Below are 25,909 nucleotides of genomic sequence, written 5' to 3'. Positions count from 1 at the left end.
CTCCCCTGCCATTATTTCCGCTGAATGGATAGGAGGCTATTCCATTCTATGGTATATTAGACATATCAATGTGGGAAAGTGGGGATGGCTTTGAAACATAAAAAAACGTTTCATTCGATCGAACACACCGGCAGGGACGGCAGAAGATTTACAATTGCCGGTCCCTTATCTACAGAAGCAATTGAAAGCGCTGCCTTTGATGAAGGGTTGAAAGCATTTCGTACTCCTGATAAGCAGCATGAAGCACTCATTAATGTGTCAAAACTTGAAGAAAGCCGGATCATCGCAGCTATGGAAGATAACACGATTGTCGGTTACGCTGTCTATCTTTATCCGGATGAAGTGGAAAGGTGGTCCCAGTATTCTTTTGACAATTTGATCGAACTCGGTGCTATCGAAGTTTCCAGAGATTACCGCGGGCACTCGCTGGCGAAAGAGATCCTTAAAGTTTCGATGATGGATGAATCGGTGGAGGATTACATTATTATCACTACGGAATACTACTGGCACTGGGACCTGCGGAACACCGGACTGTCAATCTGGGAATACCGTGATATTATGGAAAAAGTTATGAATTCCGGCGGCCTGATATGGTACGCTACAGATGACCCTGAAATCAGTTCCCACCCTGCCAATTGTCTCATGGCAAGAATAGGAAGCCGTGTTTCCAATGAGTCAGTACATGAATTTGACAGGGTTCGTTTTCGCAACCGTTATATGATTTAATAACGAGAAAAGAGGTGCTTACCGTATGCGTGTGGAGGAAGTAATGCAGCGTGATATTATATCAATAGTACCAACTGATACTGTCGGTCACGCCGTTTCTTTAATGCTTGAAAACAAAGTCAGGCATCTGCCTGTCCTTTCAGTAGAAACAGAAGAATTAACCGGCATAGTATCCAACAGAGACCTAAGAGCGCTTGATCCCCAGCTCATTATCCAAGAAGTAATGATAGAAAACGTACATACAGCTTTTCCGGGAGACTTCGTGGAAGAAGCTGCCTATATGATGCTTGAAAATAAAATTCACTGTCTTCCGGTAATGGATGACGAGAACGTAGCCGGTATGCTGACAGATACTGACCTCCTGCGTACACTCGTAAAATTAACAGGCTCTGACCGGCCGACATCCCGGGTGGAAGTCGATGTGCCCGATGAAAGCGGCCAGCTTGCCCGGCTGACAACTATAGCAAAAGACTATAAAATGAATATTCAAAGTATTTTTGCTATTCCTTCTGAACAGGACCGTATGCGTATTGTCATGAGAATGCAGACGATCAACCCCCACTCTTTCGTACAGGAACTTAAACATCAAGGCTATGTACTAATCTGGCCGGAAGAACCGGAGATGAGATAATATGAAAAACGAAGCAGCATTTATATTTTCCGAAGAACAGCTCGGATACAAGTTTCATGATGATCACCCGTTTAATCAGCACCGCCTGACGATCACTAACGACCTTCTATTTAAAACAGGTGCTTTAAAACAGGAAGATATTACCCCTGCCCGGATGGCTACGGTGGATGAACTGCTGCTCGTACACGATGAAGAGTTTGTTTCCGCTGTTATCAGTGCAACCGACGGCCAGCAGAAATCCGCTTATAAAACTAAATTTGGAATTGGAACTGAAGATACACCGGTCTTTCCTATGATGCACGACGCTGCGTCCTGGCTCGTAGGGGGCACGCTTCAAGCCGCCGATCTCGTTTTTCAGCACGGCTATAAACATGCCCTGAATCTTGGTGGCGGACTTCATCACGGGTTCCGGGGCAAGGCTTCCGGCTTTTGTATTTACAATGACAGCTCGATCGCCATAGAATATATGAAACAGAAATATGGTGTGCGTGTCCTGTACATCGATACCGATGCCCATCATGGAGACGGTGTGCAGTGGGCTTTTTACGATGATCCGGAAGTGTGTACACTTTCCTTTCATGAAAGCGGGCGCTTCCTTTTCCCGGGAACAGGCCATGCCTCGGAAAGGGGCCATGGAGATGGATACGGTACTGCGTTCAATGTTCCTTTTGAAGCTTTTTCAGAAGACGACACAATGCTCCAGTCCTACGAAACTGTCATGAGGCACGTGATTGAATCTTTCAGACCGGATGTTATTTTAACGCAGAACGGCGCCGACGCACATTACTTCGATCCTCTTACCCACCTGTGCGGCACGCTTAATTTTTTTCACGAAGTTCCCAAGCTTGCTCACCAGCTTGCCCACGAGTACTGTGATGGGCGATGGATTGCGGTCGGGGGCGGAGGCTATGATATATGGAGAGTCGTACCGAGAGCATGGTCCAGTGTCTGGCTGGAAATGAGTGAGCAGACACATATTCGTAAAGACCCTATTCCGGAATCCTGGCTTCAAACATGGCAGGAGGAATCCCCCGTTAAACTTCCCAGTAAGTGGGATGATCCACCCGGATTGTATCCGCAGATTCCGCGTAAAAAAGAAATCGATCAGAAAAATGCCCGTACAGTAAAACAGGCCTTAAAGTTTCTTTCAAGGCAGCCATAAAAAAACGAGCCGGCCTTATCGATGATATCGATAAGGCCGGCTTCAGGATGTTAATAAAACTGTTCAGTGCCTCGCAGAAGCAGCGTTTGAAAGCTACGATCGGTTTTCCTGAGGAAGAGTTTTCATATAGTTGCGAATCGCATTTGTAACTATAAAGGCAGACCTTTCTGCCGTTTCATACACCCACTGCTGAAAAGATTTCGGAGCATCGCCGTTTGCTTTGTCGGATATAGATCGGATGACTACAAACGGAACGTCGTGCATCCAGGAAATATGAGCAAGTGCAGCCCCCTCCATTTCAACGCAGTCAGCTTCAAACAAAGTTCGCAGCTGGTCCACTTCTTCCTTATCAGCAATAAATTTTTCCCCGCTGACAACCTTTCCCTCTTTCACATTAATACCATTAATCTCCCTGGCAGCTTCTGTCACGAATGACCGCCATAGTGGGTCTGCATGAAAAATAGAAGGTCCGTCGAACATAGGGATTATCCCTTTAGGAAAGCCGAGCGGACTCGCATCGATATCGTGGTACTGACACGTACTGCTTACTACAATATCTCCTATTTCCAGATCAGGGTCTGCTGCTCCCGCTACGCCTGTAAATAAAATCACATCCACATTAAATACATCAATCATTTTCTGTGCTGCGGCAGCAGCATTTACTTTCCCGACCCCTGCTTTTGTGAGGACCACACTACAGACACCATAGCAGCCTTCAAAATACTTTGTTTTAGCGAGCGTATGTTTTTCTTCGATGTTGAAAAGATGGCTGAAATAAGCAATTTCTTCTTCCATTGCTCCAATTATTCCTATTTTCATCGAAAAAGCCCCCTCTAATCTGCATGGTCAGCTGAACCGGACGCTTTACTTTTCGTCCGGTATTTACTGCTGTTTACTGTAATGCTTTTATTCTTCTTTAAAAGAAGTCGACTGGCGGTATTCTATCCGATGCGGAAGGACGACCGCATTTTCTTCCACTTCTTCTTTATTCATAAGTTTTGTAAGAAGCCTCATCGAAACAGCACCGATGTCGTACATCGGCTGAACAACTGTCGTCAGGGTCGGTCTTACCATAGTAGCAAGACGGGTGTTATCGAAACCGATGATTTCAAAATCTTCTGGAATACTGTACCCTGCATCCTGTGCCCCATGGATCAGTCCAAGGGCCATTTCATCTGTGGAAGCAAAAATGGCTGTAGGTTTGTTCTCCAGTTTATCAAGCTGACGAATCGCCTCCAGACCGGAATCGTGTGTATAATCCCCGATGACAACAAGATCGTCTTCCAAGTCAATGTCTGCATCCTGAAGCGCTCTTTTGTACCCTGAATACTTCTGATACCCATTGATTGGATCTTCAAGAGTACCGGAAAGCATAGCAATGCGTTTATGTCCCTGACGGATAAAGGTGGATACAGCATCATAGGCAGCTTGATGATAATCAATATTTACGGACGGAAACTCTTTTTTCTCGTCGATAGTTGCTGAAAGAACTACGGGTACAGGCGACTTCTTAAAAGCATCCTCATGTTCCTTAGTAATTTCTCCTCCCATAAATACAATCCCGTCCACCTGCTTTTCCAGCATTGTATTAATCAGGTGAATTTCTTTGTCTTTATTTTGATCCGAGTTGCTGAGAATGATGTTGTATTTATACATAGTCGCAATATCTTCGATTCCTCTCGCAAGCTCTGCAAAGAAAATACTCGAGATATCGGGAATAATTACTCCAACTGTCGTCGTTCTCTTGCTTGCAAGTCCCCGGGCTACTGCGTTCGGACGGTAACCAAGCCGGTCAATAGCTTCCATTACCCTTTTTCTTGTAGTCGGCTTAACATTCGGATTGCCGTTCACGACACGTGATACGGTCGCCATTGACACCCCTGCTTCTCTTGCTACATCATAGATTGTTACATTCATTGCTGCTCCTCCTAACAATACTTTACAAATAATGGTTTTCATATTTTCATAATCTACACCCATCATACGACACTTTTTGTAGGCGTGCAAACGATTAAATATTCAGAAATACCCGCTGTTTACGGCATGTTTATTATACTTAATTCTCTATGGATATCTTTAATTCCTTCCATAAAAAAAGCTGTTTCGAGGGTTTATTTACCCCGAAACAGCCTTAAATGATTAGTTTAATGCAGGCTGGCCTTTTTTGTAAAGACCTGACTCCGTCAGCTTGGCAAGAAATTCCTCAAATTGTGGAATGTTCATCTGCTGGGCAGAATCAGAAAGTGCTACTGCAGGGTCCGGGTGAACTTCTGTCATAACACCATCTGCTCCTACAGCCAGGGCTGCTTTGGCAGTAGGCAGCAGAAGATCCCGTCTTCCGGTAGAGTGAGTAACGTCTACAAGTACCGGCAGGTGAGTTTCCTGCTTAAGGATCGGAACAGCTGAAATATCCAGCGTGTTTCTTGTAGCAGATTCGTACGTTCTGATACCACGCTCGCAGAGAATAATCTGGCCGTTGCCCTGCGAATGAATGTACTCAGCAGCGTTGATAAGCTCTTTAATTGTTGCAGAAAGTCCCCGCTTAAGAAGGATCGGCTTATCTACTTTTCCAGCCGCTTTAAGAAGTTCAAAGTTCTGCATGTTACGGGCACCGATCTGGATAACATCAAGGTAGTCGACAGCTTTTTCCATATCGTGCGGGGTAACAATTTCACTGATTACCGCCAGGTCGTGTTTATCTGCTACCTGTTTAAGAATTTTCAGTCCTTCTTCACCGAGTCCCTGGAAATCATAAGGGGAAGTTCTTGGTTTGAAAGCGCCGCCGCGCATCAGTTTAATACCCTGCTTCTTCAATGCTCCGGCTACTTCGTCAACCTGTTCGAAGCTTTCCACAGAACATGGACCCGCAATAATGCGCTGCTCTCCGTCTCCAATCGTTTCCCCTTTTACGTTAACGATCGTATCTTCCTGCTTACGTTTTCTGGAAACAAGCAGGGCTTTCCGGTGATCGTCTTCCTGAAGTTCAAGACTCGCTTTAAAAATTTCTTTGAAAATATGCTGGATCGTAGACGTTTCAAATGGTCCCTCGTTCTTTTCAGCCAGTGCATCCAGCATTTTCCTTTCTCTTACCGGATCAAAACGATTAAGTCCCTGGGAAGCTTTAACACGTCCTACTTCCTGAGCAAGCTTTGCTCTTTTGGAGATCAGCTCAAACAGCTGGTCGTTCACCTCGTCTAATTGCGTTCTAAGCTCTTCTAGTTGTTCATTTCCCATTCTAAAAAACTCCTCTCTTTTGCTGTCAAGCCATCGCTTGCTTTGGATTACTGCTCATTATAAACGATAAACTTCCAATTGTCAGCCCTTTTTCTTTAATTCTTGAACGCTTTTAAGTGCTAAAGCGTTTAAATCCTGTCACTGCGGTGTTTTCCTCTGATTTTTTTATTATTTTTATTTTACAGCTTTATTGATGACTGGAGGAAAAACTTCAAATCGTCAGGTAAAAAGGTGCCAAAGGTACTCATATGTCAACACGGACCTTTAACCAGCTTCATTAAATATTTTTGTATATTTAGAAATATTACTATATTCCAACTCTATTTAGCAAGTTTAACCGCTCGATCCTTCCACTACAGAACAACTCGAACGAATTATTCAACTGTTTAGTCATTTTAAAGTTCGCTGTTGGAGCCCGGAGTGACATCAGAAACATGAAACTATTTTACGCTGTTTAACCAAGACGGGGACACCCGGAGGATCAGCGCCCTCGAGAATCCATTTTGGCGGACGGTTCTCCCGTCAAACTTAGTCGAGAACAATCCTTCGGGTAAGCACGAGAGTGCATCACGGTTATGTTCATTTCTTTAACGAGCTATTTTCAAGGCAGCCGCTTAAATGCTTATAACACCAATCTTGATGACGCCCCGCAGGAGTTAATACAAAAAAACTGCCCCGCGGCCGGAAGAGACCTCGGGACAGAATATACTTGCTGCAGAATGAAAGCTGAAAACAAACACATACTTTTTTCCGCTCAGTGGATTAATTCAGATTTTCAGCAGCTGTCCGCAGTTTTTCGTTTGTTATCCTCCAATGAGAATCATGCCATACTACCTTTCCATCGGATACTAGAAAAGCCTGTGGGGATTCATGCTTGATCTGGAAATGCTCAGATGCATCAGAAGACCCTTCCCGAAACTCCTGCACATTCAAGTAGTACACCGGCAGATTCTCACTCTGTCCGGCAAAAGTCTCTGTTTCTGCGAAAGCCTCTGAGCTGATCGGACAGGTCAGACTGTGTTTCATTAATAGATAAGGTTCTTTTTTCGCATACAACTGTTTTAATTCTTCCATTGTGTTAATTTTAAGCATGATAATTGTCACCATCACTTTTTTCTTTTTCGTATGCTTCTACTTCACGGATCAGTTCTTCCACCGACCGCTGCAGATCTTCCACTTCCTGGCGCACAGAAGCAGCAATATCCTCGGAAAGGTCATCGAAATCATCTACAAGATAATCAGCAGAATCCGTGAGCTCCTGCATGTTTCTGCGGAGGGAGCGGGTCCCCCGTCGGATTTTTTCTCCGAGGCCGGTTGTACCTTCTCTGGCGCTGGAAGCTACACTGCCTCCTTTTTCAACTGCCTGGTTTGTCCATTCGGAAGTTTTATCCTTGGCTGTACGGGCCTGTTCATTGATTCCTTCACGGAATTCGCGGCCGGAAGCTGGAGTCAGTAAAAAAGCAATCACTGCACCAGCAAGGGCTCCAATGAGTGTGCCCAGAAAAAAGTCTTTTGTATTGATTCCGTTCTCTTCACTCATCGCTGCTTCCTCCTTTATTTAGATCCTGCCTCTTTTTTCGATTTCCATCTGGACCAGACTGAAATAGCTGCATTGCTCCATTCCACAGCTTTTGCTACCTGATCGGAGCGGTTTTCAGCTGTCTGGGAAAAAGAATCGGAAACTCTCTTAAAAGAATGGTTCAGGTTTTGAAATGTTACACCAAGATCCTGGGCTGCTGCGAATACCGAATTCAGTGATTCCGATTTATGCTGCAGGTCCTCCGCCAGCGCATTGGTCTTATGTAGCAGTGCATCTGATTCTTTCGTTATTCCTTCCACCTGCCCCTGAAGGTCCTCCACTGTCTTGGAAACGTTATCCATTGTGTTTTTCAATGCCTTGAGCGTAGAGATAATAAACACTACGAGCAGTGCAAAAGCTACCGCAATAATTGCAATACTTACATATAAAAGCCATTCCATTATTCCATTCCTCCTTCTACTTAGTAAATAACTAGTTCTTCTATTATTGAACAGGATTCTGTAATATTTGTCAAAACCCTGAGCATTCCGGCTCTCGAACTGGCATTTTAACCGGCAGAAAGGTAAACTTAAGACGAATCTACTACATAAGGAGTGTTTACTATGAGAGATCCCCGTTTAAACGTTCTGGCGGAAAACCTCATCCGCTATTCCACCAGCCTGCAGCCGGGCGAAAAAATTCTGATTGAAAACTTCGGACTTCAAAAAGAGCTTGTAAAAGCGCTCGTTGAAAAAACCTATGAAGCCGGGGGTATACCATTTGTTTCCCTAAAAGAAGCAGATATAAACCGCACCTTGCTGATGGAAGCCGGCGAAGAACAGCAGGAAATGACCGCTCGCTTTGAAGCTCATGTTATGAAGGAAATGGATGCTTATATTGGACTTCGTGCCGGTAATAACATCAGTGAATTATCAGACGTCCCCTCAGAAAAAATGAGCCTCCACCAGCGTACTGTCGGCACTATGGTACACCGGAAAATAAGAGTGCCGGACACGAAATGGGTCGTTCTGCGCTATCCTACTGACTCCATGGCACAGCTTGCTGATATGAGCACATCAGCTTTTGAAGATTTCTACTTTAATGTATGTAATCTGGATTACAGCATTATGGACAAAGCGATGGACGCCCTCGTATCAAGAATGAACTGGACAGAAACAGTCCGCATCACCGGTGAAAAAACGGACCTCACTTTCTCCATTAAAGACATGCCTGCCATCAAATGTGCAGGTAAGCTTAATATTCCGGATGGAGAAGTATACACAGCTCCCGTAAAAAATTCAGTTAACGGTACCATTACTTATAACACTGCCTCTCCTTATCAGGGGACGACGTTTGAAAATATTACTTTTACATTCAAGGAGGGAAAAATTATTTCTGCTTCCTCCAGTGATGAAAAAAAGATTAATGATATTCTCGATACGGATGAAGGGGCCCGCTTTATTGGAGAATTCGCCATCGGTGTAAATCCATTTATAAAGCATCCGATGCAGGATATTCTATTTGATGAAAAAATTGATGGAAGTTTTCATTTCACCCCGGGGCAGGCATACGATACCGCTTACAACGGAAACGATTCCGCCATCCACTGGGACATTGTGAATATCCAGCGTCCGGAATACGGCGGCGGGAATATTTATTTTGACGGCGAACTCGTGCGCGAAAATGGCCGTTTCGTCACCGAAGATCTTCAGGGATTGAATCCGGAAAATCTTGCTTAAAATACGCTTCTTCTCTTTCTCCGGCCGTTCAACAGGCCGGAGTTTTTATGCTGGCCTTCATCAAATACCGGAGAGATCTGTTATATTCCTGGTATAAAAAGCCAGCAAACAGGAGGTGTCTTATTCCTCTCAGCAGTCTGAGGGGATCTTATTTTACAGCCGCTCTGCTTTCATAGGCTGCCTGGAATTTCTGGACGTCCCCTGCTCCCATAAACAAAAGTACACCTGTCGTATGCTCCTTTAAAACGTCTACATTCTCTTCCTTCAAAATTTTTGCTCCGGGAATTTTATGCTGCAGATCTTCTATACGAAGCTCTGCTTTCTTTTCCCTGGCAGAGGAGAATATATCACATAAATACACAGTATCCGCGTCTTTTAACGTTTCTGCAAATTCATCCATAAATGCTTCTGTTCTTGAAAAAGTATGCGGTTGAAATATTGCGATGATTTCCCGATCGTTATACTTTTTCATTGCCGATTCGATCGTAGCGCGGATTTCTGTCGGATGATGTGCGTAATCATCCACTAAAATTTGGGTGCCGACTTGTTTTTCTGTAAATCTGCGCTTTACTCCTTCAAAGTTGCGGAGTCTTTCTTCCAGTATTTCACGTTCAATATTTTCATAATGGCAGAGAGCTATAACCGACAGAGCATTCAGGACATGGTGCGTCCCGTATCCCGGTATAGTAAAACTGCCGTAGGACTCGCTTCGAATATAGCAGTCAAAGTGGGTGCCTTCTTCATCGGTATATATATCTTTCGCCTGAAAATCATTGTCACTGTCCAGACCGTAGTATATAACGGGCACATTAGCCGTAACATGCTTAAGGTGCTGATCATCCCCGCAAGCAATAATAGCTTTCTTCACCTGATCCGCCATCTCCTGAAACGCCTCAAACACGTCCTCCACATCTTTAAAATAGTCAGGATGATCAAAATCGATATTTGTCATTATGGCATAATCAGGGTGATAATTCAGAAAATGTCTGCGGTATTCGCAAGCTTCAAAAACAAAGTATTCGCTGTTTTCCCGGCCTTTACCTGTCCCGTCTCCGATAAGATAGGAAGTCTGCCTTGCTTCAGAAAGAACATGCGAAAGCAGACCGGTGGTCGTTGTTTTACCGTGGGAACCGGTCACTGCAATACTTGTGAAATTTTGGATAAAGCTTCCGAGAAAGTCAGGGTAGGAATGTACCTGAATGTTTTTTTCTCCTGCAGCTCTCACTTCTTCATTCGTTTCGTTGTAGGCTGCAGAAGCAATAACAGTCTGACCTTCCTGAATGTTTTCCGCCTTAAATGGCAGCAGGGAAATACCTTTATTTTCCAGAGGTATCTGAGTGAAAAACCGTTTTTCGACGTCGGATCCCTGTACGTTTTTATTCATGTCACTTAGTATTTGTGCGAGGGCACTCATGCCCGATCCTTTAATTCCAATGAAATGATAATTTGTCATTCCTATGAGCCTCCGAATATCTTTTAAGTTAGTAAACCGCTGTTAGCTGCGGCTATCTTTTCTATTATAGCAAACTACTTCCGGCCCTGCTACGAATTCCGGGAAGAATGACAATGTAAATACTTCACTCCCATTTCTTTCATAAAGCGGTGATAGGCTTTTCTGCCGTCGTCTTTTTTATCGTTTATTTCTTCCATCACTGTGTCTTCATTTTCTCCGCTGATTCGGATTACCGGGCCTACCATCATCGATTCGAATCCTACTGTACTGATTCTTGCGAGAATCATATCTCCCTCTTCCGCATCCACGGGCTCTCCGAGCGGCTGGACCTTTCGGCGGTTTTGTTCGTCATCCAAAAGGATCAGCGTACCGGCTTCCCTTTTTTCCACACGGTAAGGTGCCAAGTACATCAGCATAAACAGTCCGGCAGTTTCTACAAGCTTTGCCTGCATCTTTTCCTTTTTGGCACGAATGTAAAGATCCAGAGGACGGGACCCTATTACCGTAATATAATCAAACATCAGCCAGTGTTCGAAATGCATCTCTTCAAAGGAAGTCAGCTGCCGTTCTTTTTCAATCCCACACAGTTCACGAAACATATGCTTGGCCCGCACTTTCTCCCGGAGGTTCATTTCTGTCTGTATAAACTGAAAAAGACTTTCATACAGCTTTTCTGCACTCCGCACATATTCCTTCTGTCTTAATTCCTTCACTCGTTTAAAATCAACGAGAAACGCCGTTTTCTTACCATGCATTTGTTTTCCCCTCCTTTAATACTTTTTATCGGTCTCATACAAACCCTGCAAACACCTGTACTAATTGTCATGTAAACAGACAAAAGGATGACGATGAAGCGTTCTGCGCTTCATGCCACCCCTTTTCTTTTAAATCAGGCGGACCGGACGTTCCGTCAGTTTGTAAACACTGGGAAATCCGCTTTCAGGTTTTTCCGTTGAATTCCGCGTTTTTTTGGAACTGCCATACTGGAATTACCTTTCCACCTGCTGTTTTTTCAGTTCAATTTTTTCAAGACGCGGGTTTTCACGGTATTTTCTTCCTTCCTTCGCTTCAGGCAAACCGTTCAGAATTACATTGTCCCCGGTAAATCCGATATGTATTTTTAGAAGACTGCCGCCTACTCCGTACATGTCGACCGGTACTCTTTCTTTTTCATATCTTGTAATACGGGCCGCATCAAATCCGCCGGAAGCAACTATCTTCACCTGCGTGAAGCCTTCTGCATCGAGTGCTTCCCGGAGGGCAAATATAAGTTTTGGATTAACGCCCCTTGGATCAAAGCTTCCAAGAACATCCGGGTTTCTGGTGAAGTACTTGTCCACCATATGGTTGGACGTATCCAGCCGGACTGCACTAAGCTCATCTCCAAACTCACGGGCTACTTTTAAGGAATCGACAATGACATCATTATTGTAATCCACGAGAGCCATAAGTTCGTCATCCGGAAACGTTTTTTGATAAGCTTTGGTCGCTTTTACAAGATCCCCTTCAAACAGCTGTATGAGAGCGTGCGGCATCGTTCCGATTCCTTTTTTCCCCCACCATTCATTCATTGCATGAGTCGCCTGTGCCTTGGATCCGCCGATAAATGCTGCGTATCCATCCCCCGACTGCATCATAAAATGGTCGTCGCGGTCCCCCATAAAAATAACCGGTTTTTCTGTACCGGAAGTTCTTGCTGCTTTAACTACTTCGTACACGTTGGTAGCTACAGAAGTTCTTCTTGCCAGAATACCATCAATTACTCCTTCAAGAAAACCAAAATGCTGATAGGGTCCTGTGATCGTAAGGACCGATTCAAAAGGCTGTACCTTATCCCCGTCTGCAAGTGAATGAATTTCCAGATCTTCCGGCCGGACAGCGAACTCCTGAAGAAGTGCCAGCACTTCATCTGTTCCGCACAGAACGGCATTTTCCTTTTGAAAAAACTGCATGGTGACAGTGTTATCCGGAACAATTTCCTCGGCAATTTTTTTTGTTTTTAAAAAATAAACCGCAGAAAACCATCCTTCTCCAACCCGTTCATCGAATTTGAACGTTTTGTTGGTTAACCGACTGATCTCCCCCTGCAGTTTAAGTGATATTTCCTTCATGAAACATAATCTCCTTGTATATCCTTAAAATTATTAATGATGAATTGTTTCTTTTGCATACTCTGCTATTACGGCTTCCATGATCTCCATTACATCTTCCTGATTGATGCTTTCTACTCCGTTTTTCAGTACGATATCTTTCGTTCTTTCGCTGTCGGTCAGCAGATGAAGCCAATTCGGAGATTTCTGTTGAACCAGATGACCCAAAGATATTTGATGCATAGTACATCCCCTCCCTGGATTTTGTTCAAAGCTGGTGAAACGGAGAGCAGACGGCTCCCGGTTCTTCGATCACAGTGCCCTTCAGCTGAATAAAAAAAGAGTACACAGTTGCTATTGTACCAAAAACAATAATACTGTGTACCCTTTTTCCCAGTATACCCTGAATGACTATGCTTAATCCAGCAATTTACGTCACCCGGTCCAATCCAGTGTAAACATCCCTTGGTTTACTTCCGTTAGCCGGAGAAACAACACCGTGCGCTTCCAGTTCATCAATCAGCCTGGCCGCACGATTATAGCCTACTTGAAAGCGTCTCTGCAGCAGTGAGGTGGAAGCAGTCTGCTTTTCAATTACAAATTCTCTCGCCTCTTCAAACAGTCTGTCTTCCGGGGCCGTATTTTCAATTTCTTTCAGCTCTTTCGGATCGAAAAGCGGGGCCGGCCTTTCATTTCTGCCGGCAAATTCAATCACCCTGTCAATTTCATCATCTGTAACAAACGTCCCCTGTATTCTTACCGGCTTTGGACTGCTGTTCGGATGAAACAGCATATCGCCTCTGCCGAGAAGTCTCTCAGCACCACCGCTGTCCAGAATAGTGCGGGAGTCCGCCGCAGACGACACAGAAAAGGCAATCCTCGAAGGAATGTTAGCTTTAATCAGTCCTGTAATAACATCAACGGAAGGTCTTTGAGTTGCTACTAGAAGGTGAATGCCGCAGGCTCTTGCTTTCTGGGCAATCCGGCATACTGCATCCTCCACTTCCGAAGGAGCAACCATCATCAGATCCGCAAGTTCATCCACGACAATTAAAAGTTTCGGAAGCTTCTCTTCGGCTTTAGCGTTATAGCGGCTTAAATCACGGGCACCCGTATCTGCGAAAAGCTGATACCGCCTTTCCATTTCCTCTACAGCCCAGTTCAGCGCCGCTGTAGCTTCTTTCGTATCGGTTATAACTGGTGCTGCCAGGTGGGGTACGCTGTTAAATGGAGCAAGTTCCACCATTTTTGGATCAATCAGAAGCATCCTTACTTCCTCCGGGGAGGCTTTATACAGGATGCTCGTCAGCATAGAATTTACACACACGCTTTTACCTGACCCTGTCGTGCCTGCTATAAGACCATGGGGCATGGATGTAATATCTGTCACAACAGCATTCCCGCTGATATCAACCCCTAGTGCCACCGTGAGCGGCGAGGGGGCGTCACGGAAATTTTTATCTTTTAATACTGTACGCAGCATGACCGGGGCAGGAGAAGGATTAGGTACCTCTATTCCAACAGTTGTTTTGCCGGGAATAGGTGCTTCCAGCCGTATTTCTGTTGCTGCCAGACTCCGCTTTAAGTCATCTGTCAGCTGGACAATTTTGCTTATTTTAACTCCCGGTTCCGGCTGTACTTCAAATCTTGTAACGGAAGGTCCGGAAGTATAGGTTACTACTTCTGCCTGGATACGGAAATAAGAGAAGGTTTCGTTCAGCTTCTGTGACATTCCTTCTGCCCATTCCTCCCTGCCGGTGTCCACCTGCGGTGGAACGTCCAGCAGGTTAAGCGGCGGAAAGGTATATCCAGGGACCGTTCTCTGAGGCGCACGCTTTACACGGGCCCGGTCAGCTGGTGTCATCATTACATTAAAAGGTTTATTAGGCTTGCCGTTTTCCTTCTTTGGGGGATTCGCAGGCCTCGGGCTGTCCCCTGTTTTTTCTGAGCTGCTCTTTTCTTCTATTTGATCAGGCACCGCTTCTATCTGCCGGTGTACTGCCTCACTTTGTTGGTTTTCCGCGGTGTCTTCCCTGGGTTCTGCAATCTGTATTTCTTCTCCGGAAACATCTTTTTCATGCATGATTGCCGGTTCGGCAGGAGAAATTATCTCTTTTTCTACATCTTCTTCCGTATGCAGATCGTCTTCCTCTACGATCGTTACCTTTGTTTCCGGTTCTGAAGGGCGGATAGTTACGGCTTCCTCTTCCTGGAGAGAAACTCTTTCTTCCGTCTCCAGATTCTCTGCCTTTTCTTCAGCTGGAGAAAGATGCTTTTCACCAGTATCCTTCGAATCTGCTGGACGCCCCGGCTCCACCTTATGGTAATCTTCCGCATCTGTGTGCGCAGGCAGAGGGATTTCCAGCCTTCGTTTTTCTTCGTTATGTTCTGCTTCAATTTTTTGTCTGTACTCTTTTCGGCGCTCCTGTTCCAGTTTCAGGCCCCGGACTGGAGAAGGGATTTCCTGAGCTTTGAATGGACCGCTTCCATAGGCTGAAGGACGGGACTTTTTCTTTTCCGGCCTTTCCGGCACTGCGGCAGGCTGTTTTCTCTGCGGTATTTCGGTCCGTACGTCGGATGGCTCTCTCATCGTACGGCTCTTTATCTCCGCTTTTTTTCTTGCCCCTGTCCCTTCCTTTCTTTCCCTCGGAGGACGGGGGGCTGATTCTTTAGGATAGTAGTGGCGCATTCTAACAGGCTCCAGTTCCACACTTTCTTCCGGGAGAGTGTGATAGCTTTCATGCTTGTCCGGTTTATCGGCCGGCGGCATTTTTACAGGGGCCGGGTTTGAAGCAGTTTTTTTCTTTATCGGTTCCGATTGTTCCGTTATATTTGTGTCCGGCTCCTCGTCTTCTGCAAAAAGCCAGTTTTTTATTTTGGACCAGTAGTCTTGTTTCTTTTTCACGGGAATTCACCTGTCTTTAAGTTAGTCGGCTAAACAAAAGGTGACATCAAAGCAGCTTTCAAGCCGTCCCTGTGTCACCTTAACCTATCCTTTATCTTACCTTACTTCGAAGGTAAAAATCATCCATCATTTTTCGTATTCTTCGGTTTTTTCTGCGCGAGAATGAAAATAGGCTCCAGTTCCCCGTTTTCATAAAGGAACGGAAGAGCTGTAAGCGGCACATGTCCTTCCGCAAAAAACTGGAATGTCATCTGTCCAAGTACATCATAGCCGGCTTCATTACGAAGGTCTGCAATTACCAGCATATCGTGATGGGGAACAGCCACCGCCATCTCTCCCTCTATTTCTTTTTTCATTTTCTCAAGCAGCTGCTCGTCCAGAATTCTGCTGGCTTCGTATCCATCTCCTGCGTGGAGAAAATAAAATTTATTTCCTGCTGCTTCATCCATCCGGAAATCAGATGGGAGTGCCCGCACATTAAACTGCGCTGTTTCACGAATTTCCTCGCCGGTTTTTCCGGACTGTTTCAGCATCTCCTCATCAATCATGGAATAGGAGGCTCCTTCATCCACTGCGTAAAAGATTTTTGTTTCCGCCGTATGCTCGTCGGAAAGAAGCTGTTTGCCTTCTCCAAAGCCGGGTGTGCGAAGAACCGGGAAAATGTTTTTTTCTTTGCCGTTCAGATCAGCTTTTTCCACGAGAAGGCGCATACCTTCCTTAATTTTTGCCACAGTGCCTTCCAGTGCTGCGTCTTTATCTTCCTTGAATTTATCGGTAAGGTTTCCCAGCCTTACTGTAATTCCTTTATCTACTCTTTCGTCAACGATTCTAAACGTATCGTTGTCCCTGTCGTACGATGTAATCCAGTTTTCGTTCTGCAGGTGTGCTTCGAGCTCCCGCTTTATTTCAATTGGTTTCATATTTTATCCCTCCATTACCTTTATACAGTGTAGCACGCAGGTGTTTTTCAAACCAATCAAGAGGATTTATAAAAAGTGCAGCAATCTTTTTACCGCTCATACCATGACCTTTTCTATGATTTATCAATCTGCATATCTCCAGGCCTGATCCAGTCTTTTTTTCTCATCCATTCTGATACAATCAGGCTGATTACTGCAGGTGCCGCAAAATGAAGCAAAATAATACCTGCAAAAACTTCGCCTCCTGTTCCCATTGTGTTAACAGTCATAATTTGACCGACCAGCCCGCTCGTACCCATTCCGGCACCTTCTGGATTATTTTCCATCAGGAAAAACATCGTAGCGAACGGGCCGAGAATTGCCGCTGCAACTGTCGGCGGCACGAGAATCCGCGGATTTTTTATTACGTTTGCTATTTGCAGCATGGACGTCCCAAGACCGAGAGCCATGAGACCTGCTCCTTTATTTTCCCTGTAACTGCTCACAGCAAATCCAATCATATGGGCCGCACAGCCGACTGTTGCCGCTCCAGCCGCGAGTCCGTCAAGCTGAAGAATAATAGCTATAGCTGCACTGGAAATAGGGGCAGTGAGTGCAGCTCCCATTGTCACAGCTATAATGACACCCATCACAAAAGGCTGCTGTTCTGTTGCCCATATAATAAAGGCTCCGAGCTGTGTCAACGCTCCGCTGATGGGCGGTCCAACCGTGTAGGAAGCAAGCGCCCCGGCCAGAATTGTTACAAATGGAGTGACGATAATATCTACCTTTGTTTCCTGTGAGACGAGCTTACCGATTTCCGTAGAAAAGAGTGCTGCAAGAAAACTTCCCGCCGGACCCGCAAGTTCGTAACCGAGCGCCCCGCTGAAGAGCCCTGCAAACAAAACGAGCCGCGGAGCTTTCAACCCATAGGCTACCGCTGCCCCAATAGCCGAACCGGCCAGACTCATGGCCGTTTCTCCTATTTCAGAAAGCCAGCCGGTCGGGAAGCCTGCCTGTACACCCGCATCACCGATCGTCTGCATAATTAGGCCGATAATCAACGAGGAAAACAGCCCCAGCGCCATATAACTGAGGGCCTGTATCAAGTAATTATGTACACCCGGTTCAATACCTTTTCTCTGCAGAAAAGCTTTCATCTGATTCCTCCTAAAAAAAAGAAGCCATTACGCTTCCAGAATCTGCGGTATGGCTTTAATGTGTCGTTATAAAATTATGCTCTTCGATCGACTGGACAATGTCAAACATCAGCCTGGACTGTTCATGGATGTCTTCCATCGGCAGAACGGTAGTCATCGTTGTTTCTTCAAAACCAACTTTTACCTCGTACGAATCTTTTTCAAAAGGCGCAATGATCAAATAGCCCTTTTCTCCTTCCCGTACTTCTGCAATCAACGGCTGTGTTTCCTGAATGTTCATATTTGCTTCCGCTTCTGTCTGTTTATTATTCAGCGAAAGGGCGTATATCTGTCCCTCGTATGTTACCCGGTACTCTTTTTCTGCCGACTTTTGTATGTCGGCATTATTCGGCAGGTAAAGCATCATTTCTCCGTATTCCCTTGTTGCTTCCTGCGGCTCCTGATTCAACTTTTCTTCCAGTACTTCTTCTGCCTGTTTTACGATTTTTTCTTCGCCTGTCCCACAGGCTGCCAGAAGCCCAACTATAGAAATTGAAACCAGCCTTCGTCCTATCCGCCCCAAAAAAGACCACTCCATTCTTCATGTAGTAGGCTGAAAATATTTTACCACACTAGAACCTCTCCGTGTCGAAAATTGAAGAAAAGTATGGTATTTTCTCTAAATGCACGAATAATTTGACATTCTTCTGCCTTTTCTTTCATAGTAATGTTAACCACAGAAAAGGAGAGATACTATGCAGCTGACAGTTTACCTGGCAGGCCAGATCCACGACGACTGGCGCCAAAATTTGAAAGACAAAGCTTTGGAAAAAAACCTTCCGGTAACGTTTGTCGGGCCTATGGAAAATCATGACCGCTCTGATAACATCGGAGAAGAGATCCTCGGGAAACAGCCGGACAACATTATCCGGGATGAAGCAGCTTCCCAGATGAATAATCTGAGAACCCGTGTATTGATGAACCAATCCGATATAGTCATTGCCCTCTTCGGAGAAAAGTACAAGCAGTGGAACAGCGCTATGGATGCCGGTGCAGCTCTTGCCACAGACAAACCGCTGATTCTCGTCCGCCCAGCTTCACTTCATCATCCATTAAAGGAACTTTCGGAAAAAGCCCAGGTCACCGTGGAAACGGCCGATCAGGCTCTCGAAGCTCTTGCTTATATTTTTGACGAAAAATAAACGATGACTGTAAGCTGGTTTTAACGAATCCACTGAAATTATCACCGCGTATAAAAAGCCGTCTCAGCATCCGTCTGAGACGGCTTTCCGGTCTTTTTATAAAATCTTTTTATGGCAAAGGAAGACAATGTCCTGCTTCCGCCTCCGGGGAACGCTTTCCGGGCGGGACGGCCTCAGCTAATTCCTTCCTATCACAGCTCGGAAGAAATAGATCTTCGGCTCGTCCTCTATCGCCCAGGAGTCGTCCCCTGCGGCTCCTGCAGGGAAATAATATAGAAGATCCCAGTCTTGAAAAAGCACGCTGTACCGGTCTTATTCTTTCACAAAGCGTTTCTTTTTCTCCCAAACGTCCGGCGGGGACACCGGTGGGATCAGCGACGTCGGCAGATCCTTTCTGAAGAAACTCAGCTTCGGCAGAAACAGCCGATGACGAGCCCCATGGCAGGGCTGAGCTCAGGAAGAAGCTGTACGCCGGAATAATTATTCTAAAAACAGAACTTACTCAACACTCAGAAAAACCGTCTAAGTACCCGTCTGAGACGGTTTTTTGCATTTTACCGGCAAACAGTACTTTCAAAAGGTGTGTTTACAGACAATTTATTGGTTTAGACGTTATTACGAATCGTTTCCAGTGTTGTTTTGTCGGTATTTTTAACAAGCGTAACAATTAATTCTTTCGCTGCTGCGTAATCATCAACATGCATAATAGAAGCTGCTGTATGGATATAACGAGAGCATACGCCGATAACTGCAGATGGCACACCATTGTTTGAAATGTGCACCCTTCCGGCGTCCGTTCCTCCCTGGGAAATAAAATACTGGTAGGGAATTTTGTTTGTTTCAGCTGTATCAAGTACAAATTCTCTCATTCCCCGGTGCGTAATCATCGTGCGGTCAAAAATCCGGAGAAGTGCGCCTTTACCGAGATGACCGAAAGCATCTTTTTCACCGGAGGCATCATTTGCAGGGCTGGCATCCAGAGCATAAAAAATATCCGGCTGAATCATATTGGCTGCAGCCTGGGCTCCCCTAAGACCAACTTCCTCCTGAACTGTCGCCCCGGAATACAGGGTATTTGCAAGCTGTTCATCTTTAAGCTCTTTCAAAAGTTCAATCGATAAACCGACCCCATACCGGTTATCCCAGGCTTTGGCAAGCAGCTTTTTTTCATTAGCCATCGTTTCCATCGGGCATACCGGCACAATTTGCTGCCCTGGTTTAATTCCTATTCTCTCTGCATCTTCCTTATCATCTGCTCCAATATCGATATACATGTTTTTAATATCCATCGGCTTTTTCCGCTTTGCTTCATCCAGAAGATGAGGAGGAATGGACCCGACTACCCCTGTTACAGGTCCATTGTCGGTAATAATATGGAGACGCTGCGCCAGAAGCACCTGACTCCACCATCCGCCGAGTGTTTGAAAACGAATAAGACCTTTTTCGTTAATTGATGTAACCATAAATCCAACTTCGTCCATGTGCCCGGCCACCATAACCCGGGGGCCGTCTTCCGATCCTTTTTTCAATCCGAAAACACCGCCCAGACGGTCCTGTACGATTTCATCACTGTATTTCTGAAGCTCTTTTTTTACATAACGGCGGACTTCATGCTCAAATCCAGGCGCTCCCGGCAGCTGAGTTAAGGTTTCAAACATTTTGTGAGTTTCCTGATTCATGTGTTCACCCTCCTGTGTATATGTATCTTTACTTATTTTACCGGAGAATTCACCCCGTTTCCAGTTTTTTCGAAAATCGAAACATATGAGCAGAAGATTTTTAAACAGGCTTTTCAGACAGAATATAAAGGGCAACGAAAACCCGGGGATAGCAAAGGAGGGGCGCGGGATAACAGACCGTCAGACGAGGCTGTGCATGACAGGTTTTAAATCGTTTCTGCTCTGCTGTATGATTCCCTTTTGAAAACCCTCTCACAATCGTTGGCATTTTCCAGTGCTTTCAGTATACTAGGGGAAAGACATGTAAATTAAGAAGGAGTGTTGTGGTATGAGCTGGAAAGGTTTTGCTGCAGGAATCGGAGCAGGAGTAGCTGCTACGGTCCTGGCTAAAAATGCCCTCGATCAAAAAGAAACGCTGCTTTCTCCCGAGAAAGCTTTAAAACTTGTAAAGAAAAAGGCTGCCGATCTCGGCACTGTGGAAGGATCATGGGTGCACATGATGACAGAGCAGTATGAGCACGGAAACCTGATCTACGATGTTTATAAAGGCGGCATCACTGTTTCCGAACCGGAAGGAACAGTTAATGCTTATGAATTTTACGTTGATGCCCCTACCGGAACGATCATCGAACTCGTTAAACAGGACTGATAAAAACCCGGCAGCGCTCATACGGCGCTGCCGGGTTTTAGTTTTTTGATCAAGTTCTTTTGTTGAAATAATTCTTCTACTGTTTGTATACGTTTTTGCTGTGCCCCGCGGAAGCTGTTCGCCGTATTCTTAAACTGCTTTACGAATAACGGTAATACTGTTTTTTACTCACTTTCTTCGGCCTCTTCCCGCAGAAGACTTTCAACAATCTCTTTCCCGTTTTCATCCCACCTGAGCATCCGGTATTTGTAATCATGGTAGAACATAAACCAGGCACCTTGTTCAATGGCCGGCAGCGTATATTCCTGCTTTTTTTCAATGGAATCGAGCGGATAATCGTCATAAGCCAGTACCCATAGGACATTCTGGTGGGCGTGTGTCGGCATGATATCAGCCATGTGCCATATTTCCCTGTCTCCCCGGGAGATGTTCAGAATGCAGTGTCCTGCACTGTGGCCTCCCGTATGGATCAGTCGTATACCCGGAACAACTTCCTTCTCTTTTTTAAATGTTTTAACCTGATGTTCAATCGCATCCCAGTTTTCCTTAAAGTATGTATTCCTGGAACGGATATTCGGATTTTTCATCTCTTCCCACTCAATCTCATTTACCCAGATCACCGCATTCGGATACATCGGTTTTCTGCCTTCTGCTGTTTCTTTTGTCAGTCCCATGGAATGATCAAAATGCATATGCGTCATCAGGACGTCGCTGATATCATCCGGGCTCAGACCAAGATCGCTGAGGTTTTCCTCAACAGACGATTCTTCCGTCACCCCGTAGTTTTTCATAGCTTTTTCTGAAAGCCGGCCGCGTCCGATGCCGCCTTCCATAATCATATTTCTTCCTTCTGCCTGTATCAGAACAGGATCGCACCGGAGTTCTATCTGATTTTTTTCATTAACCGGATATTTTCTGGACCAGAGAGGCTTTGGCACAACGCCGAACATTGCCCCTCCATCCATATTCGTGTCCCCGCCGTTAAGCCATGTTAACGTTGTGTCTCCGCTTACGTGAAACTGTTCAAGCGTCATAATAACCCCACCTTATCTGATTTTAGTGAAGCCGAGCCTCCAGCCTGTAAATACGCATTCCTTTTTCTGAAAACTTTTGTTCATATTCTGTCATAATATTATCTTCCATTCCACTTTGGTGAAGATCAAGGCTGATATTCTGGAGTTTCATTCCATAATTCGCTATGGACTCCAGGGAATATTCAAACAGCCCCTGATTGTCCGTTTTAAAATGGATCTCGGCTTCTCTTTTCAGTACTTCTTCATACTTTTTCAAAAATCCTGCATTTGTAAGGCGTCGTTTGGCGTGTCTTTTTTTCGGCCAGGGATCAGTGAAATTAATAAACAGCCGGTCGATTTCTTCTTTGCCGAAGAATTCGGTCAAATCCTCTACATTCTGCTGCAGCAGGATGAGGTTGGGCTTTGGTTTTTCGACAGCACGTTCTACTCCTCTAACTATTACACTTTCGTACAGTTCGATTCCTATCACATTGATTTCCGGGTACTTCTCTGCAAGCTCGTTTACAAATTTGCCTTTACCTGAACCTACTTCCACGTAAATTGGATGATCGCTTCCGAATCGTTCTTTCCACTTGTTTTTCCATTTCTCCGGCTGCTGCTCGACAATATGACTGTTGTTTTCTATATATTCCTTTGCCCAGGGCTTGTTACGCAGACGCATACTTCATTCCTCCATTAAGCTTATATTTTCCTGACCGGTGGTTCTTCTTACACCACACAAATAAAAGGGCGCCCGGAGAGGCACCCCCTTTCATTTATAAACTATTCACCCGTTCCTCACTTCTTCCAGCCGCCTGTACCATGCGGAGACTTCTTCCTTTTCTTCCCTCAGCATATGCCAAAGAACGTTCTCGACGCATTGGGCCATGCGGTACCACCACATTCTGAAAAGCAGTGCGCCGTCCGGATTTTCCCCGTAGGCTGCGAGCCATGCATCCCAGTCTTTTTTCGGGACATATTCATAAAGCAGCGGGGCTAAATCGAGCGCAGGATCTGCCACCTGCGCTCCGTCCCAGTCAATCAGGAATAAGTTTTTATTTTCATCTTCAATCCAGTTGTTGTGATGTACATCAGTATGACATACAACGTATTCTCCTTCCGGTAAAAGGGGGTACCTGCTGCTGAGTTCTTCAAGTGCCTCGGCAATGAGTCCATCTGTTTCCTGGATTCCGCTGGCTCTTTCAGAGAGTCCTTCGTATATCTTCCCCGGATCGAGCGGTTTGTTTCCCATACGCATGAACATGTCGAGAAGTTCTTCCGACCGGTGAATCTTAGCAAGGAGTCCCGCGACTTGTCCGCAGTTCATTTCTCCGCTTTTCAGTTCGCGGCCGTTGACCCACTGCTGGGCTGTAATTACATCTCCGTTTTCCAGCCGCTTTGTCCAGAGGAGCTTCGGAACAATTCCTTCAGCAGATAAAACAGCTAAAAACGGTGAAGAATTACGTTTTATAAATATTTTTTGTTGTCCTTGTTCGGCAATATACGCTTCCCCGGTTGCTCCGCCGGCGGGACGCAGATGCCATCCTTCACCCATGAAATGTTCCAATCGTTTCACCCTTATCTCTCGTTCATTACTTTTTTACCACTCGACCGCAGAAAAAGCCTTATATCATTGTAAATAAGTTTTCCTTTTTGTTCAACTACCGCCGCTGTTTTTTTATCATTAAAAATTCGTACGGTTCCAGCGTCATAAACTCTCCAATGATACTTTCCCGGGTGTCCTTTACACTGGAAGCAAGATGGTGCCACTCCCCCGGAGACGGCAGCTGTATTTCGAAGATCCGTTTCGTCGGGTTTAAATATATAGCAATGTCACCTGCTGCTTCAAGTAAGGTAAAGCCAAAAACAGGAGCCGGGGTGCTTAAAATGTGAAGACGGTCCCGCACATTTTTGGCAGAACGCAGTCGAAAAACTTCGTAGCGGCGTCTGACAGCAATAATTTCCTTTATAAACGCCGTATCGCTGTCATACTTTCCACGAACTTCCCAGTCAAGCTGATTGATTCTGTCACTGGAGATATAACTATTACCTTCCCCAAGCTTTGTTCTGAAAAACTCCTGTCCTGCATGAATAAAAGGAACACCCTGACTGACGAGTGTCAGTCCGAGGGCCAGCCGGCACATTGCTCTTCTGTCTTCTTCCGGTTCATCTGCATTCGTATATTCCAGACGGTCCCAGAGCGTATGATTGTCGTGGGATTCCGTGTAGTTTACTGTCTGAACGACTTCCGCTGTAAAAGGAGAAACAGCTTCTTCCCGGTCAGCCGATCCTTTGACGAGCTGCGGCAGCCTTTCAATAAACCTGCCCTTTCCGTTAATATACCCGTAATCTCTCAAGTCGAATAAATTCCCTTTAGCCGTGTCACGGAAAAAATCATTAAAAAAACGAAGATCAGGGAGGTCCCCGGCCTGAGTGTTCGTTGTTTTTAAATCATCTGCGAGCGCTGTCGGGAGATGCCATCCTTCCCCGAGAATAATAATCGGTACAGCTTCATCCCTGCAGCGTGCGGCGATTTCCTGCATCGTCCATTTATCCAGTGCCCCCATCAAATCAAAGCGGAATCCGTCTATGCGGTAATGTTCCAGCCAGTAATCAACGGTATCGAGAATAAACTTTCGTACCATCAGTCTCTCGGAAGCTATATCGTTGCCTACTCCGGTTCCATTACTTATTGTTCCGTCCTGGTGATAACGGAAGTAATACCCGGGCATCAGCTTTTCAAAAGAAGATTCCTGCATAACGAAAACGTGGTTGAATACAACATCTGCGATGACGCCAATTTCTTCTTCATGAAATGCATCAATCATTTCCCGGCATTCCCTGATCCGCGCAAACGGATCTTTTACGCTCGTTGCAAAGCTTCCTTCCGGCACCTGAAAATACAGCGGATCGTATCCCCAGTTATACGTTTCATCCGGCTTGAAATCGTCCACCCGGCCAAAATCATTGATCGGCAGCAGTTCTACATGGGTGACCCCAAGGTCTTTAATATAAGAAAGCCCCGTAGAAAAACCATCCTTATTCACTGTACCTTTTTCTGTCAGCCCTTTATACTTACCTTTCGCTTTGACTCCACTGTCCGGATGTATCGTAGCATCCCGTATGTGCAATTCATAAATAATGCTGTCCTGGGTATGTGCCAGGGGGGGTCTGTCGGGTCTGTCTGTGTTTTTGTCCAAACGGTAAACGACTCCTCTGACGCTGTTCGGAGTAAGAGCTTTAGCATAAGGATCCACGAGACTTTTGACCTCTCCATGAACCATTCCTTTATAGAAATACTCTGCACCGTGAAGATCTTCCGGGAAACTTTTTTCCCACGTCCCGTTTCTTTTGTCCTGCATAGGGTGAAGTTTATTATTCACGACCACGTTCATGCTCTCGGCAAGAGGGCTCCATACGCGGAACGTCGTTTTTCCATCTGCTGCAACAGCCCCGAGTTCTTCATCAAGAGCGGAAAATTCTTCATCAAAGGCGGGATCATGTACTATTTTCCTTAAATAAACAGGGAAGATATCTCCTCCGGCCTCTACCGTCATTCCTTTCTCCACCGGGAGCATATCCGGGCTTCTGTAGTGCACGTTCTTTTCATCCACCCTCTCTTCATAAAACAGCGGGTAACTGTTTTTCTTCCCATCTGTATAAAGATGAAGTTTTTTTTCTTCCAAAGGCATGTCTGTTTCCACTGTTACAACATGCCGTTCGTCAAGCCAGAATTTTATCATGATGTCTACCCCATCCCTGTTTACATGTTCTTAATGTTGAGCTGCTTTTGAAAAGCAGCAGTTCGCTGTCCGGATGCTTTTTGTACTGTTTAATTATCTGCTTTCTTTCTGAATTCCGGAAGAAAA

General features: G+C 45.3%; 26 protein-coding genes. 7 read left to right on the top strand and 19 right to left on the bottom strand.

What is annotated here, in order from left to right:
* Positions 1-90 precede the first annotated feature (90 nt).
* Genes C6Y45_RS04050 through C6Y45_RS04040 form a run of 3 tightly spaced genes read left to right on the top strand, consistent with a single transcriptional unit; the run spans position 91 to position 2,519 of the window.
* Positions 91-726, top strand: coding sequence for a GNAT family N-acetyltransferase (locus C6Y45_RS04050; protein ID WP_107583838.1), 636 nt, complete (start codon positions 91-93; stop codon positions 724-726).
* 25 nt (positions 727-751) lie between these two features.
* A complete protein-coding gene (locus C6Y45_RS04045; protein ID WP_107583744.1) occupies positions 752-1,357 on the top strand; it encodes a CBS and ACT domain-containing protein in 606 nt (201 codons plus the stop codon).
* 1 nt (position 1,358) lies between these two features.
* On the top strand, positions 1,359-2,519 hold the full coding sequence (locus C6Y45_RS04040; protein WP_107583743.1) for an acetoin utilization protein AcuC: 1,161 nt from the start codon (positions 1,359-1,361) through the stop codon (positions 2,517-2,519).
* Positions 2,520-2,612: 93 nt separating this feature from the next.
* Here C6Y45_RS04040 and C6Y45_RS04035 read toward each other — a convergent pair whose 3' ends face one another.
* From C6Y45_RS04035 to C6Y45_RS04010, 6 genes are all read right to left on the bottom strand, one after another.
* On the bottom strand, positions 2,613-3,338 hold the full coding sequence (locus C6Y45_RS04035) for a 5'-methylthioadenosine/adenosylhomocysteine nucleosidase (RefSeq protein ID WP_107583742.1): 726 nt from the start codon (positions 3,336-3,338) through the stop codon (positions 2,613-2,615).
* 87 nt (positions 3,339-3,425) lie between these two features.
* Positions 3,426-4,436, bottom strand: a complete 1,011-nt coding sequence (ccpA, locus tag C6Y45_RS04030) for a catabolite control protein A (protein WP_107583741.1) — start codon at positions 4,434-4,436, stop codon at positions 3,426-3,428.
* Positions 4,437-4,658: 222 nt separating this feature from the next.
* Entirely contained in the window at positions 4,659-5,753 is a 1,095-nt protein-coding gene (locus C6Y45_RS04025; protein ID WP_107583740.1) for a bifunctional 3-deoxy-7-phosphoheptulonate synthase/chorismate mutase, read from the bottom strand.
* Positions 5,754-6,515: 762 nt separating this feature from the next.
* On the bottom strand, positions 6,516-6,845 hold the full coding sequence (gene ytxJ, locus C6Y45_RS04020) for a bacillithiol system redox-active protein YtxJ (protein ID WP_174703868.1): 330 nt from the start codon (positions 6,843-6,845) through the stop codon (positions 6,516-6,518).
* A complete protein-coding gene (locus tag C6Y45_RS04015; protein WP_107583739.1) occupies positions 6,838-7,293 on the bottom strand; it encodes a YtxH domain-containing protein in 456 nt (151 codons plus the stop codon). The genes ytxJ and C6Y45_RS04015 overlap by 8 nt, the downstream gene beginning before the upstream one ends.
* A gap of 14 nt (positions 7,294-7,307) precedes the next feature.
* Positions 7,308-7,733, bottom strand: coding sequence for a DUF948 domain-containing protein (locus C6Y45_RS04010; protein WP_107583738.1), 426 nt, complete (start codon positions 7,731-7,733; stop codon positions 7,308-7,310).
* 162 nt (positions 7,734-7,895) lie between these two features.
* Here C6Y45_RS04010 and C6Y45_RS04005 point away from each other — a divergent pair, with 162 nt between their 5' ends.
* Positions 7,896-9,011, top strand: a complete 1,116-nt coding sequence (locus C6Y45_RS04005) for an aminopeptidase (protein WP_107583737.1) — start codon at positions 7,896-7,898, stop codon at positions 9,009-9,011.
* A 148-nt stretch (positions 9,012-9,159) separates the two neighbouring features.
* Here the strand turns inward: C6Y45_RS04005 and murC are convergent, their stop codons facing one another.
* The 8 genes from murC to C6Y45_RS03965 form a co-directional block, all read right to left on the bottom strand.
* Complete coding sequence (gene murC, locus C6Y45_RS04000) at positions 9,160-10,464, bottom strand: UDP-N-acetylmuramate--L-alanine ligase (protein ID WP_107583736.1); 1,305 nt, start codon at positions 10,462-10,464, stop codon at positions 9,160-9,162.
* An 89-nt stretch (positions 10,465-10,553) separates the two neighbouring features.
* Positions 10,554-11,219: a hypothetical protein gene (locus tag C6Y45_RS03995; protein WP_107583735.1), complete on the bottom strand. Its 666-nt coding sequence runs from the start codon at positions 11,217-11,219 to the stop codon at positions 10,554-10,556.
* 234 nt (positions 11,220-11,453) lie between these two features.
* Positions 11,454-12,575, bottom strand: a complete 1,122-nt coding sequence (locus tag C6Y45_RS03990) for a nicotinate phosphoribosyltransferase (RefSeq protein WP_107583734.1) — start codon at positions 12,573-12,575, stop codon at positions 11,454-11,456.
* A 33-nt stretch (positions 12,576-12,608) separates the two neighbouring features.
* Complete coding sequence (locus tag C6Y45_RS03985) at positions 12,609-12,797, bottom strand: hypothetical protein (RefSeq protein ID WP_107583733.1); 189 nt, start codon at positions 12,795-12,797, stop codon at positions 12,609-12,611.
* A 187-nt stretch (positions 12,798-12,984) separates the two neighbouring features.
* Complete coding sequence (locus C6Y45_RS03980; protein WP_245922536.1) at positions 12,985-15,459, bottom strand: DNA translocase FtsK; 2,475 nt, start codon at positions 15,457-15,459, stop codon at positions 12,985-12,987.
* 119 nt (positions 15,460-15,578) lie between these two features.
* A complete protein-coding gene (locus tag C6Y45_RS03975; RefSeq protein WP_107583732.1) occupies positions 15,579-16,379 on the bottom strand; it encodes a DUF1444 family protein in 801 nt (266 codons plus the stop codon).
* 113 nt (positions 16,380-16,492) lie between these two features.
* The gene (locus C6Y45_RS03970; protein WP_107583731.1) at positions 16,493-17,518 is read right to left on the bottom strand and encodes a PTS sugar transporter subunit IIC; all 1,026 of its coding nucleotides are present in this window, start codon (positions 17,516-17,518) and stop codon (positions 16,493-16,495) included.
* 55 nt (positions 17,519-17,573) lie between these two features.
* A complete protein-coding gene (locus tag C6Y45_RS03965; RefSeq protein WP_107583730.1) occupies positions 17,574-18,080 on the bottom strand; it encodes a hypothetical protein in 507 nt (168 codons plus the stop codon).
* Between the two features lie 172 nt (positions 18,081-18,252).
* On the opposite strand from C6Y45_RS03965, the gene C6Y45_RS03960 reads away from it, so the two are divergent.
* Positions 18,253-18,699 (top strand): YtoQ family protein, encoded by a 447-nt coding sequence (locus C6Y45_RS03960; protein WP_107583729.1) that lies wholly within the window; start codon positions 18,253-18,255, stop codon positions 18,697-18,699.
* A gap of 288 nt (positions 18,700-18,987) precedes the next feature.
* On the top strand, positions 18,988-19,179 hold the full coding sequence (locus C6Y45_RS17825) for a hypothetical protein (protein ID WP_107583728.1): 192 nt from the start codon (positions 18,988-18,990) through the stop codon (positions 19,177-19,179).
* 125 nt (positions 19,180-19,304) lie between these two features.
* Here C6Y45_RS17825 and C6Y45_RS03950 read toward each other — a convergent pair whose 3' ends face one another.
* Complete coding sequence (locus C6Y45_RS03950) at positions 19,305-20,378, bottom strand: M42 family metallopeptidase (protein ID WP_107583727.1); 1,074 nt, start codon at positions 20,376-20,378, stop codon at positions 19,305-19,307.
* A 328-nt stretch (positions 20,379-20,706) separates the two neighbouring features.
* On the opposite strand from C6Y45_RS03950, the gene C6Y45_RS03945 reads away from it, so the two are divergent.
* A complete protein-coding gene (locus tag C6Y45_RS03945) occupies positions 20,707-21,027 on the top strand; it encodes a PepSY domain-containing protein (RefSeq protein ID WP_107583726.1) in 321 nt (106 codons plus the stop codon).
* A 164-nt stretch (positions 21,028-21,191) separates the two neighbouring features.
* On the opposite strand, the gene C6Y45_RS03940 is transcribed toward C6Y45_RS03945, so the two are convergent.
* The 4 genes from C6Y45_RS03940 to pulA all read right to left on the bottom strand — a co-directional run bounded on the left by C6Y45_RS03940 (position 21,192) and on the right by pulA (position 25,783).
* Positions 21,192-22,061, bottom strand: coding sequence for a YtnP family quorum-quenching lactonase (locus C6Y45_RS03940; protein ID WP_107583725.1), 870 nt, complete (start codon positions 22,059-22,061; stop codon positions 21,192-21,194).
* A 22-nt stretch (positions 22,062-22,083) separates the two neighbouring features.
* The gene (gene trmB, locus C6Y45_RS03935; protein ID WP_107583724.1) at positions 22,084-22,722 is read right to left on the bottom strand and encodes a tRNA (guanosine(46)-N7)-methyltransferase TrmB; all 639 of its coding nucleotides are present in this window, start codon (positions 22,720-22,722) and stop codon (positions 22,084-22,086) included.
* A gap of 105 nt (positions 22,723-22,827) precedes the next feature.
* On the bottom strand, positions 22,828-23,616 hold the full coding sequence (locus C6Y45_RS03930; RefSeq protein WP_342752416.1) for a phosphotransferase family protein: 789 nt from the start codon (positions 23,614-23,616) through the stop codon (positions 22,828-22,830).
* Positions 23,617-23,701: 85 nt separating this feature from the next.
* Positions 23,702-25,783 carry a type I pullulanase gene (gene pulA, locus C6Y45_RS03925; RefSeq protein WP_107583723.1) on the bottom strand — a complete coding sequence of 694 codons (2,082 nt, stop codon included), beginning with the start codon at positions 25,781-25,783 and terminating at the stop codon, positions 23,702-23,704.
* Positions 25,784-25,909: the final 126 nt, after the last annotated feature.

Source organism: Alkalicoccus saliphilus, assembly GCF_003044065.1.
GTDB lineage: Bacteria > Bacillota > Bacilli > Bacillales > Salisediminibacteriaceae > Alkalicoccus > Alkalicoccus saliphilus.
This window is presented reverse-complemented; position numbering and strand designations above follow the sequence as displayed.

Coding starts and splice junctions, on each gene's coding strand:
- C6Y45_RS04015 (WP_107583739.1), bottom strand. CDS start 7,293: ATGAGTGAAGAGAACGGAATCAATACAAAAGACTTTTTTCTGGGCACA.
- ytxJ (WP_174703868.1), bottom strand. CDS start 6,845: ATGCTTAAAATTAACACAATGGAAGAATTAAAACAGTTGTATGCGAAA.
- trmB (WP_107583724.1), bottom strand. CDS start 22,722: ATGCGTCTGCGTAACAAGCCCTGGGCAAAGGAATATATAGAAAACAAC.
- C6Y45_RS03940 (WP_107583725.1), bottom strand. CDS start 22,061: ATGACGCTTGAACAGTTTCACGTAAGCGGAGACACAACGTTAACATGG.
- C6Y45_RS04040 (WP_107583743.1), top strand. CDS start 1,359: ATGAAAAACGAAGCAGCATTTATATTTTCCGAAGAACAGCTCGGATAC.
- C6Y45_RS03960 (WP_107583729.1), top strand. CDS start 18,253: ATGCAGCTGACAGTTTACCTGGCAGGCCAGATCCACGACGACTGGCGC.
- C6Y45_RS04025 (WP_107583740.1), bottom strand. CDS start 5,753: ATGGGAAATGAACAACTAGAAGAGCTTAGAACGCAATTAGACGAGGTG.
- C6Y45_RS03990 (WP_107583734.1), bottom strand. CDS start 12,575: ATGAAGGAAATATCACTTAAACTGCAGGGGGAGATCAGTCGGTTAACC.
- C6Y45_RS04035 (WP_107583742.1), bottom strand. CDS start 3,338: ATGAAAATAGGAATAATTGGAGCAATGGAAGAAGAAATTGCTTATTTC.
- C6Y45_RS03975 (WP_107583732.1), bottom strand. CDS start 16,379: ATGAAACCAATTGAAATAAAGCGGGAGCTCGAAGCACACCTGCAGAAC.
- C6Y45_RS04005 (WP_107583737.1), top strand. CDS start 7,896: ATGAGAGATCCCCGTTTAAACGTTCTGGCGGAAAACCTCATCCGCTAT.
- ccpA (WP_107583741.1), bottom strand. CDS start 4,436: ATGAATGTAACAATCTATGATGTAGCAAGAGAAGCAGGGGTGTCAATG.
- C6Y45_RS04045 (WP_107583744.1), top strand. CDS start 752: ATGCGTGTGGAGGAAGTAATGCAGCGTGATATTATATCAATAGTACCA.
- C6Y45_RS03995 (WP_107583735.1), bottom strand. CDS start 11,219: ATGCATGGTAAGAAAACGGCGTTTCTCGTTGATTTTAAACGAGTGAAG.
- pulA (WP_107583723.1), bottom strand. CDS start 25,783: ATGATAAAATTCTGGCTTGACGAACGGCATGTTGTAACAGTGGAAACA.
- murC (WP_107583736.1), bottom strand. CDS start 10,464: ATGACAAATTATCATTTCATTGGAATTAAAGGATCGGGCATGAGTGCC.
- C6Y45_RS04010 (WP_107583738.1), bottom strand. CDS start 7,733: ATGGAATGGCTTTTATATGTAAGTATTGCAATTATTGCGGTAGCTTTT.
- C6Y45_RS03950 (WP_107583727.1), bottom strand. CDS start 20,378: ATGAATCAGGAAACTCACAAAATGTTTGAAACCTTAACTCAGCTGCCG.
- C6Y45_RS03985 (WP_107583733.1), bottom strand. CDS start 12,797: ATGCATCAAATATCTTTGGGTCATCTGGTTCAACAGAAATCTCCGAAT.
- C6Y45_RS03970 (WP_107583731.1), bottom strand. CDS start 17,518: ATGAAAGCTTTTCTGCAGAGAAAAGGTATTGAACCGGGTGTACATAAT.
- C6Y45_RS03945 (WP_107583726.1), top strand. CDS start 20,707: ATGAGCTGGAAAGGTTTTGCTGCAGGAATCGGAGCAGGAGTAGCTGCT.